Source organism: Erysipelatoclostridium sp. MSK.23.31 (assembly GCF_019125875.1).
Classification (GTDB): domain Bacteria; phylum Bacillota_I; class Bacilli_A; order Erysipelotrichales; family Coprobacillaceae; genus Thomasclavelia; species Thomasclavelia ramosa.
The window spans coordinates 17,649-44,337 of record NZ_JAHOCB010000009.1; the positions used below are offsets into that span (position 1 = coordinate 17,649).

Here is a 26,689-nt window from a genome sequence, read left to right on the forward strand (position 1 = left end):
TGCCTGCTTTATCAGTTACACACTATAAAATATTCAATTTATGAAACAATATTATCATTGTAAGCCTTTTCTGTCAAGAAATCATTTAAAAATTATTATTTCAAAATAATATATTTTTAAATACTTGACAATATTCTTTCCAAATGTAATGCCAGATATCCTACTTCTGTCTCTGGTAATTTCTTTTTTAAAACCTTTGATAATGCTTCACACATGTTACTTGCCTGTTCATATGCAAAAGGAAACTTATCTTTAGTAAATTCACTTATATCCATCTGCAATTCTTCATTTTTATTTAATCTTAAAATTAAAAATTTAATATGATTCATTAATCGAGCATATGAAACTGATTGAATATCAATAACAATATTAAGATCATTTTCTAATTTAATAATACTTTCATGAATAATTCGTGTTGCCTCCATTGACTCAGCAACTTGATTAGAAGAAATTGCTGAATGAATATGTAGTGTAATAAAGCCAACTTCATCATCATTGATCATTCGTGATATAAACTTATTAATTACTTCCCGTCCTTCTAATGCAACCTCATATTCATCAGGAAACAGCAAACGAATATCATTGATAAATGGATTTAAAGGCATTATATTTTCATCCATTCGCTTTATTGCAAAATAGATATGATCCGCTAATGGTAATAAGATATCATTATCAATTTTTCCAAATTTCTCTATTATCAGTCTAATAATCTCTGATGCTATTTCTAAATAAACTGGATCAATATAATTGATTATATCATTTGAACCACTTTTAGCTTTATATCCCTTTTGCATAAGAAATTTTTTAGCATTCCGTGGTACTTCAAAATAATCATCCACTTTCTTTGAAAATCCAATTCCTTTATACATAATAATAACTTCTTCAGTCTCATTACAAGCTAAAATAGTATTATTATTTAATACTTTAATGATCTTATACATATTTATTTTCCCTCTCCTAGTTGCAAATCTTCATAATTGTACTCCCGCTCTTTATTTTACCATATTCTTTTTCAATCTTTAAATCATTTGATAGATTTGTAAATATTAACAAAATACTTTCATCTAAAGCATTTTCTTTAATATACTCTAAATCTGCATTCCAAATTAAATCACCTTTTTGCACTCTTTGATTTAATTTAACTAATATTTCAAAACCAGTTCCATTTAAATTAACTGTATCAGTTCCAAAATGAATCAACAATTCATATCCGTTATCTAATTTCATTCCAATTGCATGTTTTGTTGGATAGATCATTGTTATCTCACCATCACAAGGGGCAACGATCAAACCGTGAAATGGCTTGATCATAACCCCATCACCTAACAGCTTATGTGAAAAAATTTGATCTGGAGCCTGTTCAATTGGCAAAACCTCACCATCAACAATATTGCCTAATTCAAGATTAGTATGATCAGTCTCTTTTTCCAGTTGATAATCATCTAATTCATCAGGAATATTTATTAAATACTCGTCCAGCTTTGATTTGATCGATGATGCTTTAGGACCATAAATTATCTGAACTCCATTTCCTTGCATAACAACTGCCGCTGCCCCTGATTGTTTCAATAAACCTTCATTTACTAATTGATTATCACTAACTGTTGCTCGTAATCTGGTAATACAACAATCTAAGTCAGTAAAATTATCACGACCACCTAGCCCTCGAACAATCAATTGTGACTGTTTGTCAATTTCAATTCCTTTATTTAACAATTTTCGATGACTTGCTTTAGGGTTCTTAAAGATAGATAACTTCATATTATCTATCTCTCTACCTGGAGTCTTCAAATCAAATTTTTTAATTAGATATTTAAAACTAAAATAATAGAGCATGAAATAAATTATTCCAATAGGGATAAGCAATACCCAGCTAGTCTTACTATTACCTTGCAATACACCAAAAACAATAAAGTCAAATAAACCTCCAGAAAAGGTCAATCCCACGGCAATATTAAAAATATGAGCAACCATATAAGCACTTCCTGCTAAGATAACTTGTACCCCAAATAACAGTGGAGCAGCAAACAAAAAAGTAAATTCGATTGGTTCCGTTATTCCCGTTAAGATGCTTGTTAAAGCCGCTGAGAACAACAAACTTCCAATCGCTTTTTTATTTTCCGGCTTAGCAGTCTGATACATTGCCAATGCTGCTCCCGGTAAACCAAAAATCATAAAAATAAATTCACCAGTAAAATATTTTGTAGCCTCGCTACTAAAATGCACAATATTTGGATCAGCTAACTGTGCGAAGAAAATATTCTGACCACCATAAATTACCGCCCCATTGACGACCATTGAACCTCCAATTGCAGTTTGCCAAAATGGTAAATAAAATACATGATGTAAGCCAAAAGGAACCAGTAACCGTTTAATTACACCGTAAACAAAGGTTCCAAAATAGCCTGAGGTTGAGATAAGTTTACCTAATTCATATATACCATTTTGAAAGAATGGCCAAACATAAAACATTACGATTCCCACAAACAAAAAAGTTATTGTTGAAATTATCGGAATAAACCGTTCTCCTTCAAAAAAAGATAACGCTCTTGGTAATTCAATTTGATAAAAGCGATTATGTATATAACTAACGCCAAGACCGACGATTATTCCACCAAATACCCCCATTTCCAATGACATGATCCCACAAACCGCTGTAATCGTTCCATCTAAAACATCAGGATTAATTATTTGATTATCTAAAATACTTCCATTTAATGAAAGCATCCCGCTAATTGTTGTATGCATAACAAAAAAAGCAATAATTGAAGATAAAACGGCTACTTCTTTCGCCTTTTTCGCCATTCCCAACGCTACTGCAGCAGCAAAAATAAGTGGTAGATTGTTAAAAAGGCCACTCCCCACTTTAGTTAAGATTATTAAAAAGTCATGTAAAAAAGTCCCGTTTCCTAAAACTCCCTCTAAATGTAGTGAAGAAATAGTTGTTTCATTAGTCAATGAACTACCAATTCCCAGAAATAAACCCGCAATTGGCAATACTGCAATCGGCAGCATAAAACTGCGACCAATCCTTTGTAAAATCCCAAAAACTCTAGTCTTCATAATCCCTCCGTTATTCCAACATAATTTATTATAACTAAATCGTTCGATCAAAAATTCTTTTTATAATTAAGACCATGATACTTATAATAATCATGATAAAGACTATCTGTCAACAAGAATAATTACTTATTTATACGATATTTACTACTTTTTTTGTCAATTTAAAGAGAAATAATTAAAAAAATAGAATTCTATTTTAATATGCTCCGCTTAAGTAAACAAGGGACATATCATTTTGAATTCTATTTCTTTAATTAAATCAGTTTCTAACATATGCTTTTAATACTTTTATTTCATTTTTATCAAACGGTTCAATAGTAAACTCACCTACTTGAGCTGGTACAATAAAAGTTTCCGCATAATGCACTGTATATGGCTCAAACTTATTTTTAGGACTTTTAATTACTGCACTTTCCCCAGCAACTAAATTCATCATTACCACACTTTTATTAGTTTGTTGATAAATCTTTTGTTTAGTTGTAATAACTCGTGTTTCAATAAATTCTAATTCATGTAATCCGGTTTTAACTTCTGTATATTCATCACTCTTTTCAATTTCTGTAAAATTATTTACCAAATTGGATTCTACCCAAGTAGTTGTTCTTTGATAATCAATTACCTTCTTTCCATCTTCAACATGAATCGGGCGTGGTTTACCATCTAATCCTACACGATCCCAATCCCATAATTTAAAAGTAAAAATATATGGTGTAGCACTTACTTCCAAGACTACACAATTAGCCGAAGAACAATGAATTGTTCCTGCTGGAATTAAGAAATGATCATGCTTTTTTGCTGGAAAAAAATTAATATACTTATCGGCATCAAAACTTTGATTACCCTCATTAGCTCTTTCTAAATCGTTAATAAATTCGTCTGAATTAATATTCTCTTTTAAACCTAAATATACTCCACCTCCATCACAATCAAGGATATAGTAGCTTTCATCTTGCGTATAAGGCATTCCAAAATGGCTCTTGATATATTCAGTTGTTGGGTGTACTTGTAAGCTTAAATTTCCTCCACCCATTGTATCAAGAAGATCAAATCTAATTGGAAACTCTGCCCCAAAACGAGCATAATTTTTTGCTCCTAAAAGCTCTATAGCTTGATACATAACAACATTTAAAGCTGGGGTTGCAATAACAATATCGCCAAACTTCAAATTAATACTATTCTCCTCTGGAACCCCATCAAAACTCCAAGCATAATTAGATTTACTTTTATCTAAATTACAAACCTCTTTCATCCATTGTCCTCCCCAAACCCCTGGATCAAAATATGGTACTAGACGAAATGGTTGATTGCAAACACTTCTTAATGCATTTCGAAACGCAATACCAGTAATCATTTTAGGTTTATTACTGCAATTAGTGTCTAGATATAAATCAATATCTTCAAAAATCTCTCGTTTATGCTTATCGGCAATTCGCCACTCAATAAAATAACCACGCTTATTTTTTATTAGAGGATCTTCATCATAATTACTTTGTTTAAAATTAGGTAATCCAGCCCGATATCTTAATTGAATTTCCCATCGTGTTAGGTCTGCATATATTAATAAATCACCTTTAGTAATTAGACTTGCCCCAAAACCGTATACAAGAACTATTCCTTCTTTATTTTTAACAAACTTTTGTATCTTAGCCAGCTTAGCTTCATCAACATAATCTCTAATAGTTCCATAATACATTACTCCCCTGACACGATCTTCAGTTAGATTCACCTGCATCATTTCTGTCAATTTTTTACCATCATAAAAGATATCTTCACTTAAAATTACGTGTGCTGGAGTCAATTTTTTTATCAATACATTTAATAATTCATGATCATTAATTCCCAAATAACAATCTACAACAACTATCTTTTTATTTCCTAAAGATTCTTTAATTTTCTTATCAATCTGCGCATATCCAGAATATGCATCGTTGTCATAGCCATTTATTTTGATATAGGGGCTATTATCATAATTACTCATTTGCTTTTTGCCTCCTACTCAATCTTATTTATACTCAGGTTCTGTATCTTCAGCTTCAAAACATCGTGTTCTCATTAATTCTTTTACCCAATCGCCTGATTTTTTAATTCTCCGATTCCGATTATTTTCCATATCAATTTCCACAAACCCATAACGATTTCTAAATGCATTAACAGGTGAAAGATTATCTGTAAACGTCCAATTCAAAAAGCCCCGACAATCACAACCTTCGTCAATTGCTTTTAACATCCAAGCCATATGGTCACTTAAAAATTCAATTCGATAGCTGTCCTGAATTTGCCCGCTAGCATCCTTAAACTTATCTTCATCCATTACTCCCATACCATTTTCAGTAATCCAACATTCAATATTTCGATAATCATTTTGAATGATCTTCAGCATATCATAAATTCCTTTAGGATAAATTTCCCATCCTCTTGAAAAATTCATTTTAATTCCTCGTGGACTATATGTTTCATAATATGCAGTTGGAATAAATGGTTTATCTGGATTCCATGCCGTTTCTCTTTGTCGAACCCGTAACGGCTGATAATAGTTGATTCCAACAACTTCTATTTTATTATCATCAATCTTTTCAAAATCACCTTTAACATATTCAAACATACACTCATGTTTTTTTAATAATTCAAAATATGCTTCATCAAACTTTCCATTTATCAAAGGGTCAGTATATTGTTTATAATTAAACATATCACAAATTTTTGCTGCTTCAATATCTTTAGGATTATTCATACTTTTTGGATAAGATGGTGACGGATTTAAGATTATTCCTACTTTTCCCTGATAACCCATTTTTGCATGGTGCTCGACTAATAAAGAAGTTGCAAGAACACGATGATAATTCATTTGTACTGATTTTTTAGTATTCTCTTCATAAGGCCAAATATTTCCAAATAAATATGCTTCGTTAGGAACTACCGCAGGTTCATTAATAGTCCACCAATATTTAATCTTATCATGAAAAGCCGCCATTACTTTTTTACTATAACCTACAAACAATTCCATGACCTTACGATTATCCCATGTCCCATACTTATTAATAACATACTCAGGAATTTCCCAGTGTTCTAAACAAAGCATTGGCTCAATTCCATTTTCAATTAAACAATCAATTACCTTTTCATAAAATCTTAATGCATCTTGATCAACTTCATTAGTTTCATAATCTGTAATAAAGCGTGACCAATCTATTGAAGTCCGATATACTTGAATTCCTAATTCTTTCATTAATTTAATATCTTCTTCATAACGATTATAAAAGTCTGTAGACTTGATTGTTCCAACTCCATTAAACCATCTTTCTGGTTCAGCTAAATACATCATATCGACAAAATTACGTTGATGTTCTTTTTTCCCTGTCCATCCCTCTGTTTGCCAAGCGGAAGCAGAACTTCCAAATTTAAATCCTTCTGGTAATCTATATAACTTTTTCATTTTATTGCTCCTTCGTTTTAATTTCTTCTTGATGATACGTTTTGTCAATCATTTTAACAAATGGAATGAACATCAAAACTCCTATTGCTAGACAAATTATTTGTACAACTGCTCCCATGATCGAGTTAGTTGCTAAAAATCCTGATAAAACTGGTGGTGTTGTCCATGGTATTGCTACTCCCGTTGGATATGGACATAATCCAAATTTCATAAATAGCCAGGTTATCAGACCAAACACTGGTCTTGATAAAACCCATGGAATAAATAGCATTGCATTCATGACCACTGGTGCTCCAAATACTACGGGTTCTGAAATACAAAAAGTTGCTGGTAAAACTGCTACCTTTCCAACTCCTTTTAATCGGTTGCTTTTTGATACGATTAAGATTGCAATAACTAATGACATAAAAGCAATCATAACAAATAATGCTCTAAATTGATCAGTAATTATATATGGAACAGCATCACCAGCAGTATAAGCGCTCAAATTTTCCATTCCTGCTGTTTGAAGAATTGGATCCATTACGGAACCAACAATTTGATCTCCATGTAATCCAAAAAACCAAAGCAACTGAGCAAGACCTTGAGAAATCAATAACGCTGGTAATCCAGTACCAATTAATAAAAGTGGTTTTTGAATAATTTCATTGACTAGAGCATGAATATTGCCAAATGATGTTAAAGTAAAACAATAATTGATACTGCAAACTAAAACTAATGTAATAATTACAGGAATTAACGATTCAAAAGAACTTGATACCATTGGTGGTACACTATCCGGTAACTTTATTTTTAGTTTACTACTTAAAATCTTGCAATAAACTTTGGCCACCAAGTAACATAAAATCAATGCCACAAACATTCCTTGTGAACCCATATAAGTAGTTGGAATAACTCCTCCGATAACTTCTTCACCCACTGTTATTGATAATGGTGAAACAATCAAAAAAGCTACTAAAGTTGTAATTCCCGCGTATACTTCCTCACATTTTTGTTCTTCTGTTTTAGCATAGTTATACCCCATTAAAAATGCTAAAAACATTGCCACTAAACTTAAAGTTGTCCCTGATAATGGTGATAAAACATTTCCCAGCATTTCTAAAAAGCCCGCTGGTAAAACCTTATCAATAAATGGGAAATTTAATACAATTAATGTAAATGACCCGGCAATAATAAATGGTATTAACGGCATCATTGCCATTCTAATAACCTGAAGAAATCTAATGTTATTAATTTTCTGCCCAATTGGCATTAGCTTTTCTTCCAAAAACTTGCTGAACTTGTCCATTTCTCTTCCTCCTCTTCAACAAATGTTATAACTTTATACCATTATGATAATATACTTTATTATGTCAATATATTTAGCTAAAATAAAAAATGTGTCAAAATGACACATCCCTACTCACATAAATCAATAATTAATTCATATCCTTGTGAAAGATACATAGAATTAGTAAACTCAACTGGAAAGTCATGACAAAATCCTCGCCTTTGCCTATTAATCATTGCTTCATCACCTTTAATTTCAAATAGTTCTTTCTGTTTTTGATTCATTAAGCTAGCACTTATTTTTTCCTTTACATTACTAATTCCATACCCTGCACCCATAAGTTTTTCATACAGAGAACCACTATAATCTCCCTGTTCATCTAAAGGGACAATAGGATTTAAAAAAGTCTCGTGAATTGAAACAACCATATTATTAATACGGATTTCTCTAACTAATCGTAATACTTTATCTTTAGTTGTAATATTAAAAAAATCTGCAATTTCTTGACCAGCATTTACCATTTCAACATTTAAAACCCGACGATTCTTTATATCATTTTTTTCTAACACACCATTAAATGAAGATTTTAGAATAGTCTCTACTTTGTTTTCCTTTTCTAAAACAATCGTCCCTTTTCCTCTTCGTCGCTCTATATAGCCTTCATTAATCAATTTATTCATAGCTTGACGAACAGTCATTCGAGAAACATCAAATTCCTGCATTATTTCTAGATCTGTTGGCATTTTATCACCAGCATTATATTCTTTTGAAACAATTCTATCTAAAAGAATATCGAATAATTGAGCCCATAATGGTTTATCTCCAACATCATATTTTAATTTCATTTTGTTTTCCTCCCACCTATAATAAAATCTATTTAAATTACTAATTTCCCCTATATTATACTAGAGAAACAATTCAGTTTCTATAAATAGTAATAAAAACATAATATATCTATGTTATAACTAATAGAAATAGACACACTTTATTAAATTAAAAAAAAGGCAGCTCAGTGCTATTCACTTTAACTACCTAATTTAGATTACGCTTTTATCGCCGGTTTACCATATTTTTTACAATATATATATCCTGCAATTCCAACGATTACAAAAACAATGGAAACTAATTGTGCCGTCCGTAGACCCATTACATATAAGCTATCAGTACGAAGTCCTTCAATAAAGAATCTAAAGATTCCATACCAAATAAAATAACTAAAGAATTGTTCACCTTGTTTTGTTTGGATCTTCCTAATCACAAAATAGATTAATAAAAATCCTACGATATTAGCAATAGACTCATATAAAAAGGTTGGATGATAGTAATATCCATTGATATGCATTCCTTCAATAATAAAGTTTGGTAAATGCAATGATTTAAGGAAATCTAGACTAACCATTCCACCATATGCTTCCTGGTTGAAAAAGTTTCCCCACCGTCCCAGTGCCTGAGCAATTAAAACACCTGGCATAATTGCATCAGCTGCAACCATGAAATCAATTTTATGTTTCTTAAAATACCACCAGCTAAAAATCAAGCCAACAAAAATCCCACCTTGAATCGCTAAACCACCATGACGAAACATAATGATCTCAAGTGGATTTTCAGCATATAATTCGTTCCACATAAAGATTACATACCATAATCGAGCTCCTAAAACTCCAGTAATCATTAAACCAAAGAAATAGTCTGAAAGAATCTCTTTATTATAACCGATTTTTTTGAAATTATATTGTCCTAGTTTATATGCAATAAAAGCTCCGGTAATAATACAAATTGCATACCAAGCAATGGAAAAAGAACCGATTTGAACGAATGTCTTACCATCTGGAAAAAAAGTCATAACTTACCCCTTATTCTTATCGATATTCTTCAAAATACGATCAACGAATTCTTTGCTAGAATCAACACCGTATTCACGTAAACGCATATTCATTACGGCAGCTTCGATAATTACTGACATACTACGTCCACTTGATACAGGTACAACAATTTTAGGAATCTTAACACCTAAGATTTCTTCAGTTGAATCATTTTCTTCAACCCCTACTCGTGTATATTCACGAGATGGTACCCAACGATCTAATTGAATAATTAAATCAACTTTATCTTTATCGAGAATTGAGCTAATTCCAAACATCTTTGATACATCAATAACACCAATTCCACGAATTTCTAATAAATTAGTTAATACTTCTGGGGCTTTCCCCACAATACTTTGTCCTAAATGATATAATTCAACAGCATCATCGGCAACTAATAAATGTCCTCTTTTTACTAATTCTAGAGCAATCTCAGATTTACCGATACCACTATCACCTTTGATAATAACACCTTTACCGTAAATATTCAAAAAGACTCCATGAATCAGTGTTTCCGGTGCCAGTGCTTCGTCAAGAATATTTGTTAATTCAATTGAAACACGTCCTGTTGCTGATTCGGTAATAAAAATTGGAAAATCTTTTTTTCGAGCAATCTCAATTAAGATTGCTGGACATTCATTTCCTTTAGCAACAATGATACATGGTACTTCATCGTTAATTAAGAAAGGGAATATTTCACGTTGTCTTTCTTCCGACATCTCATTAATAAATGCAGACTCTTTATCTCCAAAAATTATAATTCGTCGAAAATCGCTGTGTTTAAAAAATCCTGCTAATTCAAATCCAGGTCGATTGATCTCAGCCACATAAATTGGCCGCTCTAAAGATTTCTCATCTCCAGTTACCTGAACATAATGCTCATTGTTTAATAATTCACCTACTGTAATTGACTTTGGCATCATTGTTTCCTCCCTATAACATCTTCTTTAAAAAACTTCCAGTATAACTTGCTTCACATTTAGCGACTTTTTCTGGTGTTCCAGCTACAACGATCGTACCACCACCATCGCCACCTTCAGGACCTAAATCAACAATATAATCAGCTACCTTAATAACGTCAAGATTATGTTCAATTATAATGACTGTATCCCCTTGATCAACAATTCTTTGTAATACCTCTATTAATTTAGCAACATCATTGCTATGTAGACCAGTTGTTGGTTCATCTAAAATATAAACTGTTTTCCCAGTTGCTTTTTTTTGTAATTCACTTGCTAGCTTAACCCGCTGAGCTTCCCCACCAGATAAAGTTGTTGCACTTTGACCAAGCTTAATATAGCCTAGTCCAACATCATTTAAAGTCTGTAATTTAGTTTTGATCTTTGGCAAGTTTCCAAAGAACTCCACTGCATCTTCAATAGTCATCTCTAAAACATCATAAATATTCTTATCTTTATAAGTAACTTGCAATGTTTCTTCATTATAGCGTTTACCGCCACATTGTTCACAAGGAACATAAACATCTGGTAAAAAGTGCATTGAAATACGTTTTAACCCATCACCTTGACAAGCTTCACACCGTCCACCTTTAACATTGAAACTAAAACGTCCTTTATCGTAGCCACGCATTTTAGCCTCATTTGTTTGGGCAAATAAATCACGGATATCATCAAACACTCCTGTATAAGTTACCGGATTGGAACGTGGTGTTCTCCCAATTGGATCTTGGCTCACCTCAATAACTTTATCAATATTTTCTAATCCTAAAATATCCTTATGTTTACCGGGCTTTTCTTTCGAGCGATAAATTCTTGCCATCATTGCTTTACCCATGATTTCATTTACAAGAGTACTTTTACCACTACCAGAAACCCCTGTAACCACAGACATACATCCTAATGGAAACTTAACATTGATATTCTTTAAGTTATTTGCAGCAGCACCTTTTACTTGAATAAAATTACCATTTCCTTTACGGCGTTTTTTAGGCACATCAATCTTTAAACGACCTGATAAATACTGCCCCGTAATTGACTTTTTACAATCCATTACTTCTTGTGGCGTTCCAGCTACAATTACTTCACCACCATGCACTCCTGCACCCGGTCCAATATCAACAATAAAATCACTTGCTCGCATCGTGTCTTCATCATGTTCAACAACTAGAACACTATTACCTAAATCACGAATATTTTGTAAAGTGGCAATTAACTTATCATTATCCCGCTGATGGAGTCCAATAGAGGGTTCATCTAGAACATATAAAACCCCAGTTAATCTTGAACCAATTTGTGTCGCTAAACGAATTCTTTGTGCTTCTCCACCAGATAATCCACCCGCTTTACGAGATAATGTTAAATATCCTAATCCAACATCATTTAAGAAACCTAAACGGTCTTTAATTTCTTTTAAAACAAGATTAGCAATCTTCGCTTCATATTCATTTAATTTTAATTCATCAACGAATTTTAAAGCTTTTTCAATTGACATATCGGTAAATTCACTGATATTTAAGCCACCTACTCGTACGCTTAAAACCTGATCATTTAATCTGCGTCCTCCACAAGTTGGACACGTATGTTCAGCCATAAATGAAGCATACCATTCTTTTGACCAAGAAGAAGTCGTTTCTTCAAAACGACGTTTAATCAATGTTTTAACACCTTCAATAGGACGATTAGTTTTAGAAACATTACCACTACTAGAAACAATCTCATAAGAAATTGGTTTATCTGAGCCTTCTAAGATAATTCTTAATTCTTTTTTAGTAAAGTCTTTCAATGGTTTATCTAAATCAATCTTATATGTTTTACATAGGATCAAAAAGCGCTGCCATTCAATTCGGTCAGTTCCTACTGAAGTTTTAAAATATCTAATTCCACCTTGATTTATGCTCAAATCCCAATTAGGAATCAATAAATCATCATCAACTTCATTTTTTATTCCCAAACCGCGACAATCAGGACAAGCTCCTAGTGGATTATTAAATGAGAATAATCTTGGTTCTAGTTTAGGAACACTAAAACCACACTCTGGACAAGCTAAATGCTCAGAAAATAAAGCTTCACTGCCATCACTTAAATTAGCTACAACTACTTCTCCACCTGTTAGTTTTAAACCTACTTCAAGTGAATCAATCAAACGACTACGATAACCTTCTTTTTTGATAATTCGGTCAATTACGACATCAATGTTATGTTTCTTATTTTTATCAAGTTCAATTCCTTCATCTAATAGTTTAACTTCACCATCAACTTGAACTCGAATATAACCATCTTTCAATAAATCCTCAAATAAATCCTTAAAAGTACCTTTTTGATTCTTTACTACTCGTGCTAATACTTGTAATTTACTACCATCTGGATATTTATCAATTGTATCAGCCATTTGTTTGATTGTCTGCGATTCAATCACGATTCCATGCTCTGGACAGTATGCCTTACCAATACGCGCATAAAGTAATCTTAAATAGTCAAAAATTTCAGTAACCGTCCCTACCGTTGAACGCGGATTATTTGATGTTGTTTTTTGATCAATTGCAATTGCCGGTGACAAACCTTCAATACTATCAACATCCGGTTTTTCCATGTTTCCTAAGAACTGGCGTGCATAAGCACTTAACGATTCCACATAACGCCGCTGTCCTTCGGCATAGATTGTATCAAATGCCAGCGATGTTTTTCCTGAACCAGATAATCCCGTCATAATAACTAATTTATTTTTTGGAATCTCGATATCAATATTTTTTAAGTTATTCTCTCTAGCCCCTTTAATGACTAGTTTATCATGTTCCATATTTTACCTACCTTCTACCATCTTTAAGATTGCTGCTTTACTGTGCCCCCGTAATTGAAGATCATAAGCCCAATCTAATAACTCGCTATACTTGGATGACGGTTCAATCCCTAACGCCTTTAAATCATATCCGTCAACTAATGGCAACTGAGCTTTGGTTGATAGCCGTGCCATCTTTTCTTTCATAACATAATCAAAGCGATTAATATTTTCATGTTCATCTTTGTATCTACCAAGTTTATCACATTTTGTGATTAAAATTAAGTCTTCAATCGTAACTATTCCATCAATTCCTTTAAGAATTTTAAAATAGCTATAATCCTTTGCTTCATTTCTGACCATATTCATTAAATGCATATGATAGAAAATCATTGTTTTAATATATTTTTGTAACTGTTTATCTGGGATAAATGCTTTTACTTCTTGATTAAAAATCTTTACCCCCGCTTCATTATGACCCGGAGCATGACCGTCTTTAGTTGTTACTGTAGCTTTACCAATATCATGTAATAAAGCACTCCACATAAAACCTAATGGATTACTTGTTTTATGGCAGCATAAAGCCGCTAAATCAGTTACTAATAAAGTATGCCGCCATACATCTCCTTCAGGGTGGTAATCAAGCCGTTGCATAGTTTTCGATAATACATCTAAACATGGCCACAAAGCCTTGATCTCCTTTAAAAAAGTTAACCCAATTGAAGGCTGCTGGCTTAAGAGGAGCTTACTATATTCTTGAAATACCCGCTCTTTACTTAGTTTATCCAAACTTTTATTTTGAACCATTTTTTTACACATTAATTTAGTCGCCGTCTCAATACAGAAATCAAGACGTGAAGCAAATTGTGCTGTTCTCAAGACTCTTAACGGATCTTCAATAAAAGTTGTTTCACTAACCATTCGTAATGTTCTTTTTTCAATATCTTCTTGACCATGAAAAAAATCATAGATTTTTCCTGTCTTTATTTCATACATCAACGCATTGATTGTTAGATCACGTCGTGATGCCGCAACTTTTAAATCTAAATTTTGATTTACTGTAACATCAAAATCCTGATGACTCTCACCTGTCTTTATTTCCGTTCTCGGCAAAGCAAAATCAAAATTTGGTAAAACATCTAATTTTAAAATTCCGAATGATTTACCAATACTATTGACATTGCCATAATTAGCTAATAATTCTTCCAATTCATCGACACTAAGCCCATATACCTCAACATCTACATCATGATAATCAACCCTATTGTAGATCAACATATCCCGAACGATTCCTCCAACTAGAAAAGCTCTACCATGGTGCTCGTCTATATCCTTAAAGATCTTTTTAGCAAGTGGACTGAAAGTATACCTATTTTTCACCTTGAAGCTCCATGATGATATCGCGAAGTTCCATCGCACGTTCAAAGTCAAGTACCTTCGCTGCATCTTTCATTTGTTTTTCTAATTCTTGAATCATAACTTGTTTATCTTTCTTGCTTGCTTTCTTACCTTTTTTAACTAGACTTGCAGCATCATCGATGACCTCTTGACCACGAATTGCATCACGAATTTCCTTATGAATAGTTGTTGGGGTAATATTATGTTCTTTATTATAAGCATCTTGGATCTTACGACGACGATTAGTTTCTTCAATCGCATAAGCCATTGAATCAGTAATCTTATCACCATACATGATTACTTCACCATTACTGTTACGGGCAGCCCGACCAATCGTTTGAATCAATGAACGGTTACTTCTTAAGAACCCTTCTTTATCAGCATCAAGAATACATACTAAACTTACTTCTGGTAAATCTAAACCTTCTCGTAATAAATTAATTCCGACTAAAACATCATACTTGCCAAGTCGTAGATCCCTTAGTATCTCGGTTCGTTCCAAAGTCTTTGTGTCACTATGTAGATAAGCTACCTTGATTCCAAGTTCTTTCAAATAAGCACTTAAATCCTCAGCCATTCGTTTAGTCAATGTTGTTATTAGAACTCTCTCATTACGATCTTGACGAATTTTGATTTCACTGATAATATCATCAATTTGATCCTTTGTTGGTCGTACTTCAATAACCGGATCAAGTAGTCCAGTTGGCCTAATAATTTGTTCAACTACTTTATTTTCAACATGTTCTAACTCATAATCCCCAGGTGTTGCTGATACATAAATGACTTGATTTATAATTTTTTCAAACTCTTCGAAGCGTAATGGGCGGTTATCAAGCGCGCTTGGTAATCTAAAACCATATTCAACTAATGTCTCTTTACGTGAACGATCCCCATTATACATTCCTCGAACCTGAGGCAACATAACGTGACTTTCATCGACGATCATTAAAAAATCTTTAGGAAAATAATCAATCAACGTATAAGGGCGTTGTCCTTCATCACGACCATCAATATGCCGTGAATAGTTTTCAATTCCAGGACACATCCCCACTTCCCGCAGCATCTCAACATCATGGCGCGTTCGTTGTTCCAAACGTTCATGTTCTAGTAATTTAGTTTCTGCTTTGAATGTTTCTAAACGATTCTCTAATTCTGCCGTAATCGTATCACAAGCCTTTAAAATTTGTTCTTTTTTCGTTACATATCCATAAGCTGGATAGATCGTATATGTATTGTATACGCCCAAGACATGCCCAGTCAGAGGATCCACTTCACTGATTCTTTCAACTGTATCACCAAATAATTCAATTCTAATTAACCAGCTTTCAGTATGTCCTGGAACTATTTCAATGACATCCCCACGAACTCTAAATGTTCCTTTAGTCTGTTCAATATCATTGCGTTGATATTGCCGATCAACTAAATATGTTAGTAACTCTTTACGATCAATGTCTTGATCGACCCGCAGTGAAAAGATCATTTCTTTGTACTGTTCAGGATTTCCTAATCCATAAATTGAAGCAACTGAAGCAACAACAATGACATCTTCCCGTTCTATTAACGAATTCATTGCCGCACTGCGCAGCATCTCAATTTCATAGTTTGTTTTAGCATTTTTATCAATATATAAATCTCGCCCAGGAATATAAGCTTCCGGTTGATAGAAATCGAAGTTTGAAATAAAATATTCAACTCTATTTTCAGGAAAAAATTCTTTTAATTCCGAATATAATTGTCCTGCCAATGTTTTATTGTGAGCCAAGACAAGTGTCGGTTTATTCACAGCAGCAATAACATTAGAAACAGTGAAGGTTTTCCCAGTACCGGTCCCTCCCAGTAAGACCTGTTCTTTTTTTCCTTCTTTAATTCCTGCAACTAATTGTTTAATTGCTTCCTCTTGATCTCCCATTGGAGAAAACGGAGAAACAAGCTTAAATTTTTGCATTGTAACACCTCCTATAAGTCCTTTCTATTATACCAAGAAAACAGCGAAGTTAAAAGAATTATGCCCATGATGAAAATAACTATGCCAGGCATAGTTATTTTATCAATTCCATTAATTTTTTATACTGATAATCATTATTTTCACTATTAGCATACATGATTACCGCAGCCTCTAATTTCTGCCGATCACTATTAGTATAAATACCATCAACAGTTAAATTATTAGCTTGTTCAAATTGTTTTAAGGCTTCCACTGACTGTTGTGAAAAATATCCATCATTACGTCCACAGTCATAACCTAAAATACTTAACATTTTTTGCATTGAGGCAATTGCTGTACCAACACTATCATATCCCATATCAGTTTCCAGTGCTTTGGTATAAATACCACTTGTATCCGTATTACTTACAGAATAATCAGGTGTCAATCCTTTTCCATTTATCCATGTACCACTTGGTAATAACCATTTTGCATAAGTATATTTTAAGACTGATCCGTCACTGAGCTGTTTTTGCGTCTGCGCCGTTCCCTTACCATAAGTTTGATCCCCGACTAATTTATAATTCATTTTTTCTTGTAATGCTCCTGCAACAACTTCTGATGCTGATGCAGTATTTCCATTTACAAGAATATATCCATTTATAAAATTATATTTTTGACAATCTTTAGCCTTATATTTCTCGATTGCACCGTTTTTAGTTTCCATTTGGAAAAGCAGTTTATCTTCTTTCATAAATAAACTTAATACATCAGTGGCAGCTGTAAGATATCCTCCGCCATTATCTCGCAGATCTAAGACCAAAGTATCAATTTTTTCAGCAGTAAAAGTCTGTAAAGCTGCTTCAATATCATCAGCTGTAGTACTTCCAAAAGTATTAATTTTTACATAACCAAATTTTTTACCATCATTATCTCTTATTTCACTAGTTACCGCACTATCTACATTGGCTCGCTCTACTTCAACTTCTTGTTGTTCAGTATTACGTATAATTGTCAACTTAACTTTAGTATTCGCTTCACCACGAATTAAATCAGAAATTTCATCAGCACTCTTACCAGCAACACTATTCCCGTCAACGCCTGTAATAATATCTCCAACTTGTAAACCACTTTTTTCTGCTGGCGAATTTTTATACACCTGCATTACCATTGTACCTTCACTAACAGTTCGCTGTGCTACACCAATACCTTCATAGTTCCCATCAACGCTTTGGTTATATGTCTTAGATTCTTCATATGTAAAATATGAAGAATGCATATCCCCCAGCGATTCTACTAAAGCGGTAATAGTATTCCCTTTGATGTCAACATCCTTATCATTAGGATTTAACCAAGCTTCATCTAATATTTCATAAGCTTCATCAATAATTGATTCTGCATTTTTGCTAGTACTGTTAGTCGGAACTGTTTTTTTTGCTACATAACCAGATACAAAACCAACTGCCAAACAAACAATCATACAAACAATGAATAGGGTTTCTCTAATATGTTTTGTTTTCTTTGGCTTCAACTTTGGCTCCGGATTATGATTTGGGCGAATAAAGTCTTCCATGTCTACACCTCACATTACTACATTTTAGCATAAAAAATTAATAACTTTTAGTAAAACTTAAAAAACATTATAAAATATTATGTGACAAATTTTAATCATCCCCTGCTGCTCAACAATATTATTAGCACTATCAAGCACGGAATTATTGTATAGGAAAAGCAAAATATCTAGTTCACTGCAAATGATTTGATACTGTTTAATTACATTTTGATATAAATAATCATAAGTTTTTTACATCCTTTAGAATTCTTAATAACTTTATCATACATTCTCCAATTAGTTCTATTTTAAACTATATTTTATTACTATATTAAAAAAATATTATACAAAAAAGCTGAAAGTTTCGGAACTTTCCTAATACTTTCAACTCTAGTTTTTAAAATATTCATTTATTCCTAAAACAATTCCCGTAACAATTTTATCTTGATAAGTACTGTCTCCTAATAACCTATCCTCATCTGGATTAGACATAAATCCCATTTCTACTATTGTTACAGGTACTTGACACCAGTTTATTCCACTCATCACATCAGTAATAATAACGCCACGATTTTTGCTGCCTGTTTGATTACAAATACTATTTACAACCGTTTTTGACAATCGTTGAGAAGCTGTAGCAATTTGACTACAATATGGATTAAATTCCGATGGTGCCATAGTTAAAGTTCCATGAATACTACTACTGTCATCACTATTACAGTGCAGTCGAATAAATGCTCCAGCATCATTTTTATTAGCAATCTCCGCACGCTGTTGATTAGAAATATTCACATCTTGACTTGTCCGAACCATAATTACTTGATAACCCGAATCTTCTAATTTTTTTTGTAACTTTAATGCAACTTCAAGATTAATTGCTGATTCTAAATTACCTGTACTTATTCCCGTTGCTCCTGTTGTTACTTTAGCTTTTGTTTGACTAGCTCCAGGTCCAATTGGCTCTTTGTTGCTATCGCCACGTCGTTGATGTCCTGCGTCAATCACAATTACACGACTATCACCAACGATTGGTAATTGAACTGTTCGCAAAGATTCCGGAACAAGTACTTCGCCTTCTTTTTCAACAAATGCCGTTTGTTGAGCTTCAACTGCTTCAGTTTTGATTAATTCAGAATCATTATTTTGTTTACAGCCACTAAAACATAACATAATTAGGAAAATACTGAGCAATTTCTTCATTATTTCACCCACTCTTCCTCATTATATCATAGATTAGCTATTAATAATTGCCTCTAATTCACCATCAATCATCTCTTTTAAAGTTTCACAGCTACGATCAAATTTATGTTGATCTACATTATTTAAATGCAGTGTCATGATCTTACTAATCCCTTGACGATTAATGATTGCAGGTACCCCGATATATAGCCCTTCTTGCTTATATTCACCTTGTTGATATGCAGAAACTGTTAATACGGCATTTTCATCACTTAAAATTGCTGTAATTAAACGATTTAAAGATAGACCTATACCATAATAAGTTGCATTTTTACGTTTAATTATCTCATATGCAGCTTGTTGTACTTCTTTATAAATTTTATGCATCTCGTTCATATCGATATTCATTTCCACAATATATTCCATCATACTCTTGCAGCCAATATAAGTATTCATCCATGGTACAAATGAAGAATCACCATGTTCACCTAATATATACGCATGAATATTTGTTGAGGAAATGTTCAAATATTCACTTAATAAATAACGTAATCTAGCTGTATCTAAAATAGTCCCACTACCAATTACACGGCTTGTTGGTAATCCTGATACTTTTTGGACTACATAACTCATCAAATCAACAGGATTACTTGCAACGATAATAATTCCATCAAATCCACTAGCCATAATTTGCTCAGTAATAGATTTCATAATTTTTGCATTAACACTAGCTAATTCCAATCTTGTTTGATTTGGTTTTTGAGCAGCTCCAGCAGTAATTACAACAATATCAGCATCTTTACATTCATCATAACCACCAGCTTTAACCTTTAAACTACTTTTACTATATGGTAGACCGTGGCTAATATCCATTGCCTCTCCAATTGCTTTTTCTTGATCCACATCTATTAATACAAGTTCATCAATACCACCAGTATTTAAAATAGAATATGCCATTGACATTCCTACAAAACCAGTCCCTACTAATACAACCTTTTTCAAATCATCATCTTGTCTCATTGTTAGTTCCTCCTTACAAAACCATAATAGTATTTATTACTAAAATTGTCATTTGATATGCTCTATTAATTTATTGTACTCATTTATTATAAAATTAAACCAGGATAACAATTCTTTAGTCATAAAATTTCTTACAAATTAATAAGTGGTAACGAATCTTTCTAAATCCATGATAGTATAATAAAAGGCTATAGTATTATTTAATAACATACTATAACCACTATCTTTTAAATAGATTCTTTTTCAACTATAAATAATTTATTTTGTAACCAAAAAGGGTTCTTATTAATTAAGAACCTCTTAATCTATAGCATTACTAATGAGGCTATATAACCAACCACTAAAGCAATAACATACGAAATAAATAATATTTTAAATGTGTCTTTTTTATTCTCATTATATTTTATTAAAGCTAATGTTCCTACACCGGCACTTGTCGTTAAACCTGTCAGTAATGCACCAAAACTTAAACCACCGGACACATATAATTGTGTCAGTATAACTGAACCAGCACAATTAGGGATAAAACCAATAACTCCCGCAATGATTGGCTGGAAGATCCAATTTGTTTTTAAAAGGTTGGTTACTGTTTCTTCACCAATTCCCGCAATAATTAATGTAAAGACGATATTTGTTAATAAAATAAAGATAAAAATATTGAGTGTATGTCGTAAAGCCGGTAACCAAATACCATTTTGACAACCACAATCACAAGGCTCTACTTGTAAATATTCATAATCATCATGACTTCGATGATTCAAACGATCTACTACATAACCGGTAACTGTACCTAAAACAATTTTTAAAACAATTAAAACAACTAACATTTCCCATAAATCAGGATGTACTACTAAAATAGCCAAAGCTTCATCACTTGTGGCAATAAAGATTGATAATAAAGTTCCCATTGTCAAGTAACGCATCGAATATAATCGGGCCGCAATAACTGAAAAACCACACTGAGGGATACTTCCTAAAATCGCTCCGATAAAAGGACCGACTTTTCCAAACTCCATTACCTTATTGACAACATCACGATTAGATATGTATTCTACTAATAAGCAGGCCAAAAATAATACTGGTACTGTCATCAGGGATTCTTGAATTGGTTCTAATAATATTTCCATTAAATCACTCCTATCTCAATTGTTAGACTAGCATAACTTTTATATAGACTTTGTTTAGTTTACCATATTCTTATATAATTTCAAACTTATTTCTCTATTATACGCTCAATTATACAAAAATAAAGCGCTGTTTTTGTCTTAACATAATATTTATAATCCTTATCTTGATGATTTAAGAAATATTAGCTAAAATGGAATCATTAAATAACAAAGGGATCGAGAATAATGAAAATAACAAAAAAGCAGTTAAATAAAATAAAAATGATTGTTTGTGATCTTGATGGCACACTGTTTAACCATAAAAAAGAAATATCATCAGCTACAATCACTTATTTAATTAAATTACAAGAAAATGGTTATACTCTTGTTCTTGCAACAGGTCGCTTCTTTTATGAATTAAAGCCATACATTGAACAATTACAGCTGGAAAAATATCATGGCTATGTGATTTGCTGTAATGGAATAGAGATTTATGATCTTACTCACAATAAGTGTAGATCTTTTTCTTTTTTAGAACAAATAGAAATTAACGAACTACTTCAATTAGCCCTTTATTACCGGTTAAATATACGTGCTAATTTTGATCATAAATATCAAATGATTTTAAATAATTGGCTATACTTTTTAATCCCCTTGATTCGAATATCTACTAAACGTTATCCCGACCTCACTTTTTATAAAAATACTGCTGTAGTACCTTGGAATAAACTTGGAAAAATTTGTTTACTTTCTTCACCTAGAAAATTAAAGCTTTTTGAAGCTGCTGCACAAACAAAATTTCCTGGACTATATCAATATTATTACACCAACCCTTACTGTGTTGAAGTTGTTAAAGCAGAAGTCAATAAATGTTATGCTGTAAAATATTTATGTCAGTTAAATAATTTAAATTTAGAAAATGTCTTAGCTTTTGGAGATAGTGGTAATGATGAAGAATTATTAAACAATGCCGGTATTGGGATTATTATGAAAAATGGTCTTTCCTCATTAAAGAAAAAAGCTACCTATCTTACTTTCAAAAACAATCGACATGAGGGTGTCTTAAATATGTTAGAATATTTATTTGATGATCTTATTAAAGATAAAAATTAGGCTAACAGCCTAATTTTTTATGACAACCGATTTTTAAAATCACAATAATTGAATTCTTTGATTATTTTAAGTTTTTCTTTTTGTTTTAAAACAATACTAGGTAAGTTCATCCCATTAAAAGTATTATTTTTTACCATTGAATAAATTGCCATATCTTTAAACCATAACTGTTGTCCTACCTGTAAAGGCTGGTCAAATGAATAATCACCAATAATATCTCCAGCTAAACAAGTTGGTCCTCCTAAGCGATATGTGTATGTTTTAACATTTGGTAGTGCACTATCGATAATTTCTGGTCGATACGGCATCTCTAATACATCTGGCATATGACAAGCTGCTGAAGTATCCATAATTGCGATAGCCATACCATTGTGGATAATATCTAGAACACTGGAAACTAGAAACCCAGCATTTAAAGCCACAGCTTCACCTGGCTCTAAATATACTTGTACTTGATATTTTTCTTTTATTTCATTAATAATTTTTATTAATTTTTCAAGATCATAGTCTTTACGAGTAATATGATGACCACCACCAAAATTCAACCATTTCATTTGTCCTAAATACTTACCAAATTTTTCTTCAACAGCCCTAATAGTAGTTATTAAATCATCGCTGTTTTGTTCACATAGAGTATGAAAATGCAGTCCCTCTATTCCCTCAAGCAGTTCTTCCTTAAAGTTTTCTAATGTTACCCCCATTCGTGAAAACTTTGCGCAAGGATCATAGATTTCATGACCTATTTGAGTTGAACATTCAGGATTGATTCTAATTCCACATGAAGTACTTGTTTGTTTTGCTAGATTTTGATATTTTTGCCACTGATTAAATGAATTAAAGACTACATGGTCACATATATTCATGATTTCTTCAATTTCATCATCACGATAGGCGGTACTAAAAACATGATTTTCTTTATGCATCTCTTCATAGCCAAGCTTAGCTTCATATAGTCCACTAGCAGTTGTCCCATCTAAATATTCAGCTATTAGAGGGTAAACACTGAACATTGAAAAACATTTTTGAGCCAATAGAATTTTACAACCAGTTCGTTCTTTAACCGTATAAAGTATTTTTAAATTTTTTTCTAATAATTGTTCATCAATTAAATAATATGGTGTCTTCATTAATCTACTAATACCGGATTATGATCTTCAATCCATGGCAATCCCCATTTATTTAATGCTTCCATAAATGGATCCGGGTCAAATTCTTCAACATTATAAACACCGGCTCTCTTCCATTGACCTTGTAATAACAGCATCGTTCCAATCATTGCCGGAACTCCTGTAGTATAACTAACGGCTTGAGACCCAACTTCCTTATAACATTCTTGATGGTCGCATACATTATATAAATAATATTTTTTTTCTTGACCGTCTTTTTTCCCTTGATAAATGCATCCAATATTTGTTTTGCCAACTGTTCGTGGTCCTAAGCTGGCAGGATCTGGTAGAACTGCTTTTAAAAATTGCAATGGAATAATCTGTTTACCTTCATATTCAATTGGTTCAATCGATGTCATTCCTACATTTTCTAAGCACTTTAGATGTGTTAAATAGCTTTCGCCAAAAGTCATAAAGAATCTAATTCGTTTGATTCCCGGAATATTTAAACCCAATGACTCCAGCTCTTCGTGATGCAACAAATACATATCTTTTTTACCAACTTGGGCAAAATCATATTCACGTTTAATTTCCATTGGTTTTGTCTCTACCCAATGTCCATCTTCCCAATAACTTCCGTTGGCAGATACTTCGCGAATATTAATTTCTGGATTAAAATTTGTTGCAAATGGATATCCATGATCCCCACCATTACAGTCTAAAATATCAATATAATTAATTTCATCAAATTCATGCTTTAAAGCGTAAGCACTAAATACACCAGTTACCCCAGGATCAAAACCACATCCAAGAATCGCTGTTAATCCCGCCTGTTCAAATTTTTCACGGTATGCCCATTGCCAGCTATACTCAAATTTTGCTGTATCTTCCGGCTCATAGTTAGCGGTGTCTACATAATGACAACCAGCTTCCAAACAAGCATCCATAATTTTTAAATCTTGGTATGGTAATGCAAGATTCAAAACTACCTCTGGTTGGAAATCTTTCATTAAAGCAACTAGCTCTTCAACATTATCAGCATCAACTTGTGCTGTATGAATAATTGTTTTTGTTTTCCCATCTAACTGCGCTTTTAGTTTATCACATTTACTTTTTGTTCTTGACGCAATCATAATTTCTTCAAATATCTCACTGTTTTGACAACATTTGTGAATCGCTACTGTTGCAACTCCACCACAACCAATAATTAACGTTCTTTTCATTTATTTTCTCCTTTATTCATTGCTAATAATAATTCCCTTAATACTTTGCAAGCGACTGCCGTTGATCCTCCACTTTGATCATAAACAGGTGATAATTCATTAATATCCATAGCTACTACATTTAGCTCACTTACAACAATCATCGCCTCTAATAGTTCCATAAAAGTCACGCCTCCTGCTTCGGGCGTTCCTGTTCCTGGAAATACACTGGGATCCAAGACATCTAGATCAATTGTAAAATACACCGGATACCCGCGGCATGCCTCAATTGCTTTTGATAGTCCTGTAAAATTAAATTTATTTAAATTAGTATGTTCTCTAGCAAAGCAAAACTCTTCTCGTTCACCACTACGAATTCCAAATTGATATATTTTATTATCACCAATTAAATCATATATTCGTCTAATCACAGAAGCATGGGAAAGTTTTTCACCTAAATACTCATCACGTAGATCGGTATGAGCATCGAAATGAATAACACGTATCTCTGGATATTTCTCAAATACTGCCTCAAAAGCTCCTAACGTAACAAGATGTTCGCCACCAATCATACATGGTAATTTATTTGCTTTAATAATTGTTTTTGTTGTTACTTTGATTATATCTAATGCTTTGCGGGGATTTCCAAATGGTAATTCAAGATCACCACCATCAAAAACTTTAATATCTTCTAAATCTTTATCCTGATAGGGACTGTATGTCTCTAGACCAAATGACTCTTGGCGCATTGAAGATGAAGCAAAACGAGTTCCCGGTCGATATGAGGTGGTACTATCCATTGGGGCTCCAAAGATTACACACTCAGCTTCATCAAACGATGCCTCTAGTCCAATAAACGTCTGTATATTTTTATTCCACATCTCTTAATAACTCCTCTACATAATTTGGTAATGCAAACGAACCTACATGAATGCCGGTATTATAATACTTTGTTTTCATCCCTCGAGCATTCCATTTTGTTTTTTGAAAATCTTTGATGGGATGATATTTTTTTGAAGCAAAACCAAATAACCAATGCCCTGAAGGATAGGTAGGAATATGCGCTTGATAGACTCGAGAAATCGGAAAACTTTCAACAATTCGTTTATGAGCCCGTTGCATTGCAACAGCATCTTCTTGATAAAAAGGACTTTCATGTTGATTAACCATAATTCCTGTATCATTTAATGCTTTATAACAGTTACCATAAAATTCCTTTGTAAACAGTCCTTCCCCCGGTCCAAAAGGATCTGTTGAATCAACAATGATCAAATCATATTCATTTTCTTTACCTCTAACAAACTTTAACCCATCTTGATAATAGATTTGTAATCGCGGATCATCAAAACAACATGCTGTCATCGGTAAATATTTTTTACTTACTTCAACAACTAACTCATCTATTTCAACCATATCAATCTTTTCAATCGTTTCATAACGGCATAATTCTCTAATTACACCCCCGTCTCCTGCTCCAATTACTAATACTTTTTTGACTTCAGGATGAACTGCCATAGGAACATGAACAATCATTTCATGATAAATGAACTCATCTTTTTCCGTTAGCATCATATAACCGTCTAGCGCTAAAAATCGTCCAAATTCTTTTGAGTCAAAAATATCAATTTTCTGGAATTCACTTTGACCACTAAATAACTGACAATCTACTTTAATCGAAAAATTCACACCATTTGTATGTCTCTCCGTAAACCATAATTCCATTTAT

20 protein-coding genes are annotated in these 26,689 nt (G+C 32.7%); 1 reads left to right on the forward strand and 19 read right to left on the reverse strand.

What is annotated here, in order from left to right:
• Positions 1-116 precede the first annotated feature (116 nt).
• From KSU54_RS05970 to KSU54_RS06040, 15 genes are all read right to left on the reverse strand, one after another.
• Entirely contained in the window at positions 117-941 is an 825-nt protein-coding gene (locus tag KSU54_RS05970) for a PRD domain-containing protein (RefSeq protein WP_003535245.1), read from the reverse strand.
• A 16-nt stretch (positions 942-957) separates the two neighbouring features.
• The gene (locus KSU54_RS05975) at positions 958-3,063 is read right to left on the reverse strand and encodes a PTS transporter subunit IIABC (RefSeq protein ID WP_003535247.1); all 2,106 of its coding nucleotides are present in this window, start codon (positions 3,061-3,063) and stop codon (positions 958-960) included.
• 259 nt (positions 3,064-3,322) lie between these two features.
• A complete protein-coding gene (locus KSU54_RS05980; protein ID WP_117792054.1) occupies positions 3,323-5,041 on the reverse strand; it encodes a class I mannose-6-phosphate isomerase in 1,719 nt (572 codons plus the stop codon).
• A 24-nt stretch (positions 5,042-5,065) separates the two neighbouring features.
• Entirely contained in the window at positions 5,066-6,496 is a 1,431-nt protein-coding gene (locus tag KSU54_RS05985) for a glycoside hydrolase family 1 protein (protein WP_003535252.1), read from the reverse strand.
• 1 nt (position 6,497) lies between these two features.
• Positions 6,498-7,784: a PTS sugar transporter subunit IIC gene (locus KSU54_RS05990; protein WP_009008479.1), complete on the reverse strand. Its 1,287-nt coding sequence runs from the start codon at positions 7,782-7,784 to the stop codon at positions 6,498-6,500.
• A gap of 110 nt (positions 7,785-7,894) precedes the next feature.
• A complete protein-coding gene (locus KSU54_RS05995; protein WP_003535256.1) occupies positions 7,895-8,611 on the reverse strand; it encodes a GntR family transcriptional regulator in 717 nt (238 codons plus the stop codon).
• Between the two features lie 197 nt (positions 8,612-8,808).
• Complete coding sequence (gene lgt / locus KSU54_RS06000; protein WP_003535258.1) at positions 8,809-9,609, reverse strand: prolipoprotein diacylglyceryl transferase; 801 nt, start codon at positions 9,607-9,609, stop codon at positions 8,809-8,811.
• A 3-nt stretch (positions 9,610-9,612) separates the two neighbouring features.
• Positions 9,613-10,548 carry an HPr(Ser) kinase/phosphatase gene (gene hprK / locus KSU54_RS06005; RefSeq protein WP_008792461.1) on the reverse strand — a complete coding sequence of 312 codons (936 nt, stop codon included), beginning with the start codon at positions 10,546-10,548 and terminating at the stop codon, positions 9,613-9,615.
• Between the two features lie 13 nt (positions 10,549-10,561).
• Positions 10,562-13,384: an excinuclease ABC subunit UvrA gene (gene uvrA / locus KSU54_RS06010; RefSeq protein ID WP_003535262.1), complete on the reverse strand. Its 2,823-nt coding sequence runs from the start codon at positions 13,382-13,384 to the stop codon at positions 10,562-10,564.
• 3 nt (positions 13,385-13,387) lie between these two features.
• On the reverse strand, positions 13,388-14,743 hold the full coding sequence (locus tag KSU54_RS06015; protein WP_003535263.1) for a CCA tRNA nucleotidyltransferase: 1,356 nt from the start codon (positions 14,741-14,743) through the stop codon (positions 13,388-13,390).
• Entirely contained in the window at positions 14,733-16,706 is a 1,974-nt protein-coding gene (gene uvrB / locus KSU54_RS06020) for an excinuclease ABC subunit UvrB (protein ID WP_003535266.1), read from the reverse strand. Before uvrB ends, KSU54_RS06015 begins: the two co-directional genes overlap by 11 nt.
• Positions 16,707-16,800: 94 nt before the next feature.
• Positions 16,801-18,258 carry a S41 family peptidase gene (locus KSU54_RS06025; protein ID WP_003535268.1) on the reverse strand — a complete coding sequence of 486 codons (1,458 nt, stop codon included), beginning with the start codon at positions 18,256-18,258 and terminating at the stop codon, positions 16,801-16,803.
• A gap of 369 nt (positions 18,259-18,627) precedes the next feature.
• On the reverse strand, positions 18,628-19,437 hold the full coding sequence (locus KSU54_RS06030) for an N-acetylmuramoyl-L-alanine amidase family protein (protein WP_117792053.1): 810 nt from the start codon (positions 19,435-19,437) through the stop codon (positions 18,628-18,630).
• 33 nt (positions 19,438-19,470) lie between these two features.
• Entirely contained in the window at positions 19,471-20,436 is a 966-nt protein-coding gene (locus KSU54_RS06035; RefSeq protein WP_003535272.1) for an L-lactate dehydrogenase, read from the reverse strand.
• A 305-nt stretch (positions 20,437-20,741) separates the two neighbouring features.
• Positions 20,742-21,563 carry a putative manganese transporter gene (locus KSU54_RS06040; RefSeq protein WP_003535275.1) on the reverse strand — a complete coding sequence of 274 codons (822 nt, stop codon included), beginning with the start codon at positions 21,561-21,563 and terminating at the stop codon, positions 20,742-20,744.
• Positions 21,564-21,788: 225 nt separating this feature from the next.
• Between KSU54_RS06040 and KSU54_RS06045 the strand changes: the two genes are divergently transcribed.
• On the forward strand, positions 21,789-22,655 hold the full coding sequence (locus tag KSU54_RS06045; RefSeq protein WP_117792052.1) for a Cof-type HAD-IIB family hydrolase: 867 nt from the start codon (positions 21,789-21,791) through the stop codon (positions 22,653-22,655).
• A 17-nt stretch (positions 22,656-22,672) separates the two neighbouring features.
• Here KSU54_RS06045 and nspC read toward each other — a convergent pair whose 3' ends face one another.
• From nspC to speE, 4 genes are read right to left on the reverse strand one after another with little or no spacing between them, the layout of a single operon-like run.
• Positions 22,673-23,782 (reverse strand): carboxynorspermidine decarboxylase, encoded by a 1,110-nt coding sequence (gene nspC, locus KSU54_RS06050; protein WP_003535279.1) that lies wholly within the window; start codon positions 23,780-23,782, stop codon positions 22,673-22,675.
• Positions 23,782-24,984: a saccharopine dehydrogenase family protein gene (locus tag KSU54_RS06055; protein ID WP_003535281.1), complete on the reverse strand. Its 1,203-nt coding sequence runs from the start codon at positions 24,982-24,984 to the stop codon at positions 23,782-23,784. The genes nspC and KSU54_RS06055 overlap by 1 nt, the downstream gene beginning before the upstream one ends.
• Positions 24,981-25,844, reverse strand: coding sequence for an agmatinase (gene speB / locus KSU54_RS06060; protein WP_003535283.1), 864 nt, complete (start codon positions 25,842-25,844; stop codon positions 24,981-24,983). The genes KSU54_RS06055 and speB overlap by 4 nt, the downstream gene beginning before the upstream one ends.
• Positions 25,834-26,685: a polyamine aminopropyltransferase gene (speE, locus tag KSU54_RS06065; protein ID WP_003535286.1), complete on the reverse strand. Its 852-nt coding sequence runs from the start codon at positions 26,683-26,685 to the stop codon at positions 25,834-25,836. Before speE ends, speB begins: the two co-directional genes overlap by 11 nt.
• Positions 26,686-26,689: the final 4 nt, after the last annotated feature.

Excerpts from the sequence above, each read along its gene's own strand:
- KSU54_RS05970 (WP_003535245.1), bottom strand. The coding sequence starts at position 941 with ATGTATAAGATCATTAAAGTATTAAATAATAATACTATTTTAGCTTGT.
- KSU54_RS05975 (WP_003535247.1), bottom strand. The coding sequence starts at position 3,063 with ATGAAGACTAGAGTTTTTGGGATTTTACAAAGGATTGGTCGCAGTTTT.
- KSU54_RS05980 (WP_117792054.1), bottom strand. The coding sequence starts at position 5,041 with ATGAGTAATTATGATAATAGCCCCTATATCAAAATAAATGGCTATGAC.
- KSU54_RS05985 (WP_003535252.1), bottom strand. The coding sequence starts at position 6,496 with ATGAAAAAGTTATATAGATTACCAGAAGGATTTAAATTTGGAAGTTCT.
- KSU54_RS05990 (WP_009008479.1), bottom strand. The coding sequence starts at position 7,784 with ATGGACAAGTTCAGCAAGTTTTTGGAAGAAAAGCTAATGCCAATTGGG.
- KSU54_RS05995 (WP_003535256.1), bottom strand. The coding sequence starts at position 8,611 with ATGAAATTAAAATATGATGTTGGAGATAAACCATTATGGGCTCAATTA.
- lgt (WP_003535258.1), bottom strand. The coding sequence starts at position 9,609 with ATGACTTTTTTTCCAGATGGTAAGACATTCGTTCAAATCGGTTCTTTT.
- hprK (WP_008792461.1), bottom strand. The coding sequence starts at position 10,548 with ATGCCAAAGTCAATTACAGTAGGTGAATTATTAAACAATGAGCATTAT.
- uvrA (WP_003535262.1), bottom strand. The coding sequence starts at position 13,384 with ATGGAACATGATAAACTAGTCATTAAAGGGGCTAGAGAGAATAACTTA.
- uvrB (WP_003535266.1), bottom strand. The coding sequence starts at position 16,706 with ATGCAAAAATTTAAGCTTGTTTCTCCGTTTTCTCCAATGGGAGATCAA.
- KSU54_RS06025 (WP_003535268.1), bottom strand. The coding sequence starts at position 18,258 with ATGGAAGACTTTATTCGCCCAAATCATAATCCGGAGCCAAAGTTGAAG.
- KSU54_RS06030 (WP_117792053.1), bottom strand. The coding sequence starts at position 19,437 with ATGAAGAAATTGCTCAGTATTTTCCTAATTATGTTATGTTTTAGTGGC.
- KSU54_RS06035 (WP_003535272.1), bottom strand. The coding sequence starts at position 20,436 with ATGAGACAAGATGATGATTTGAAAAAGGTTGTATTAGTAGGGACTGGT.
- KSU54_RS06040 (WP_003535275.1), bottom strand. The coding sequence starts at position 21,563 with ATGGAAATATTATTAGAACCAATTCAAGAATCCCTGATGACAGTACCA.
- KSU54_RS06045 (WP_117792052.1), top strand. The coding sequence starts at position 21,789 with ATGAAAATAACAAAAAAGCAGTTAAATAAAATAAAAATGATTGTTTGT.
- nspC (WP_003535279.1), bottom strand. The coding sequence starts at position 23,782 with ATGAAGACACCATATTATTTAATTGATGAACAATTATTAGAAAAAAAT.
- KSU54_RS06055 (WP_003535281.1), bottom strand. The coding sequence starts at position 24,984 with ATGAAAAGAACGTTAATTATTGGTTGTGGTGGAGTTGCAACAGTAGCG.
- speB (WP_003535283.1), bottom strand. The coding sequence starts at position 25,844 with ATGTGGAATAAAAATATACAGACGTTTATTGGACTAGAGGCATCGTTT.
- speE (WP_003535286.1), bottom strand. The coding sequence starts at position 26,685 with ATGGAATTATGGTTTACGGAGAGACATACAAATGGTGTGAATTTTTCG.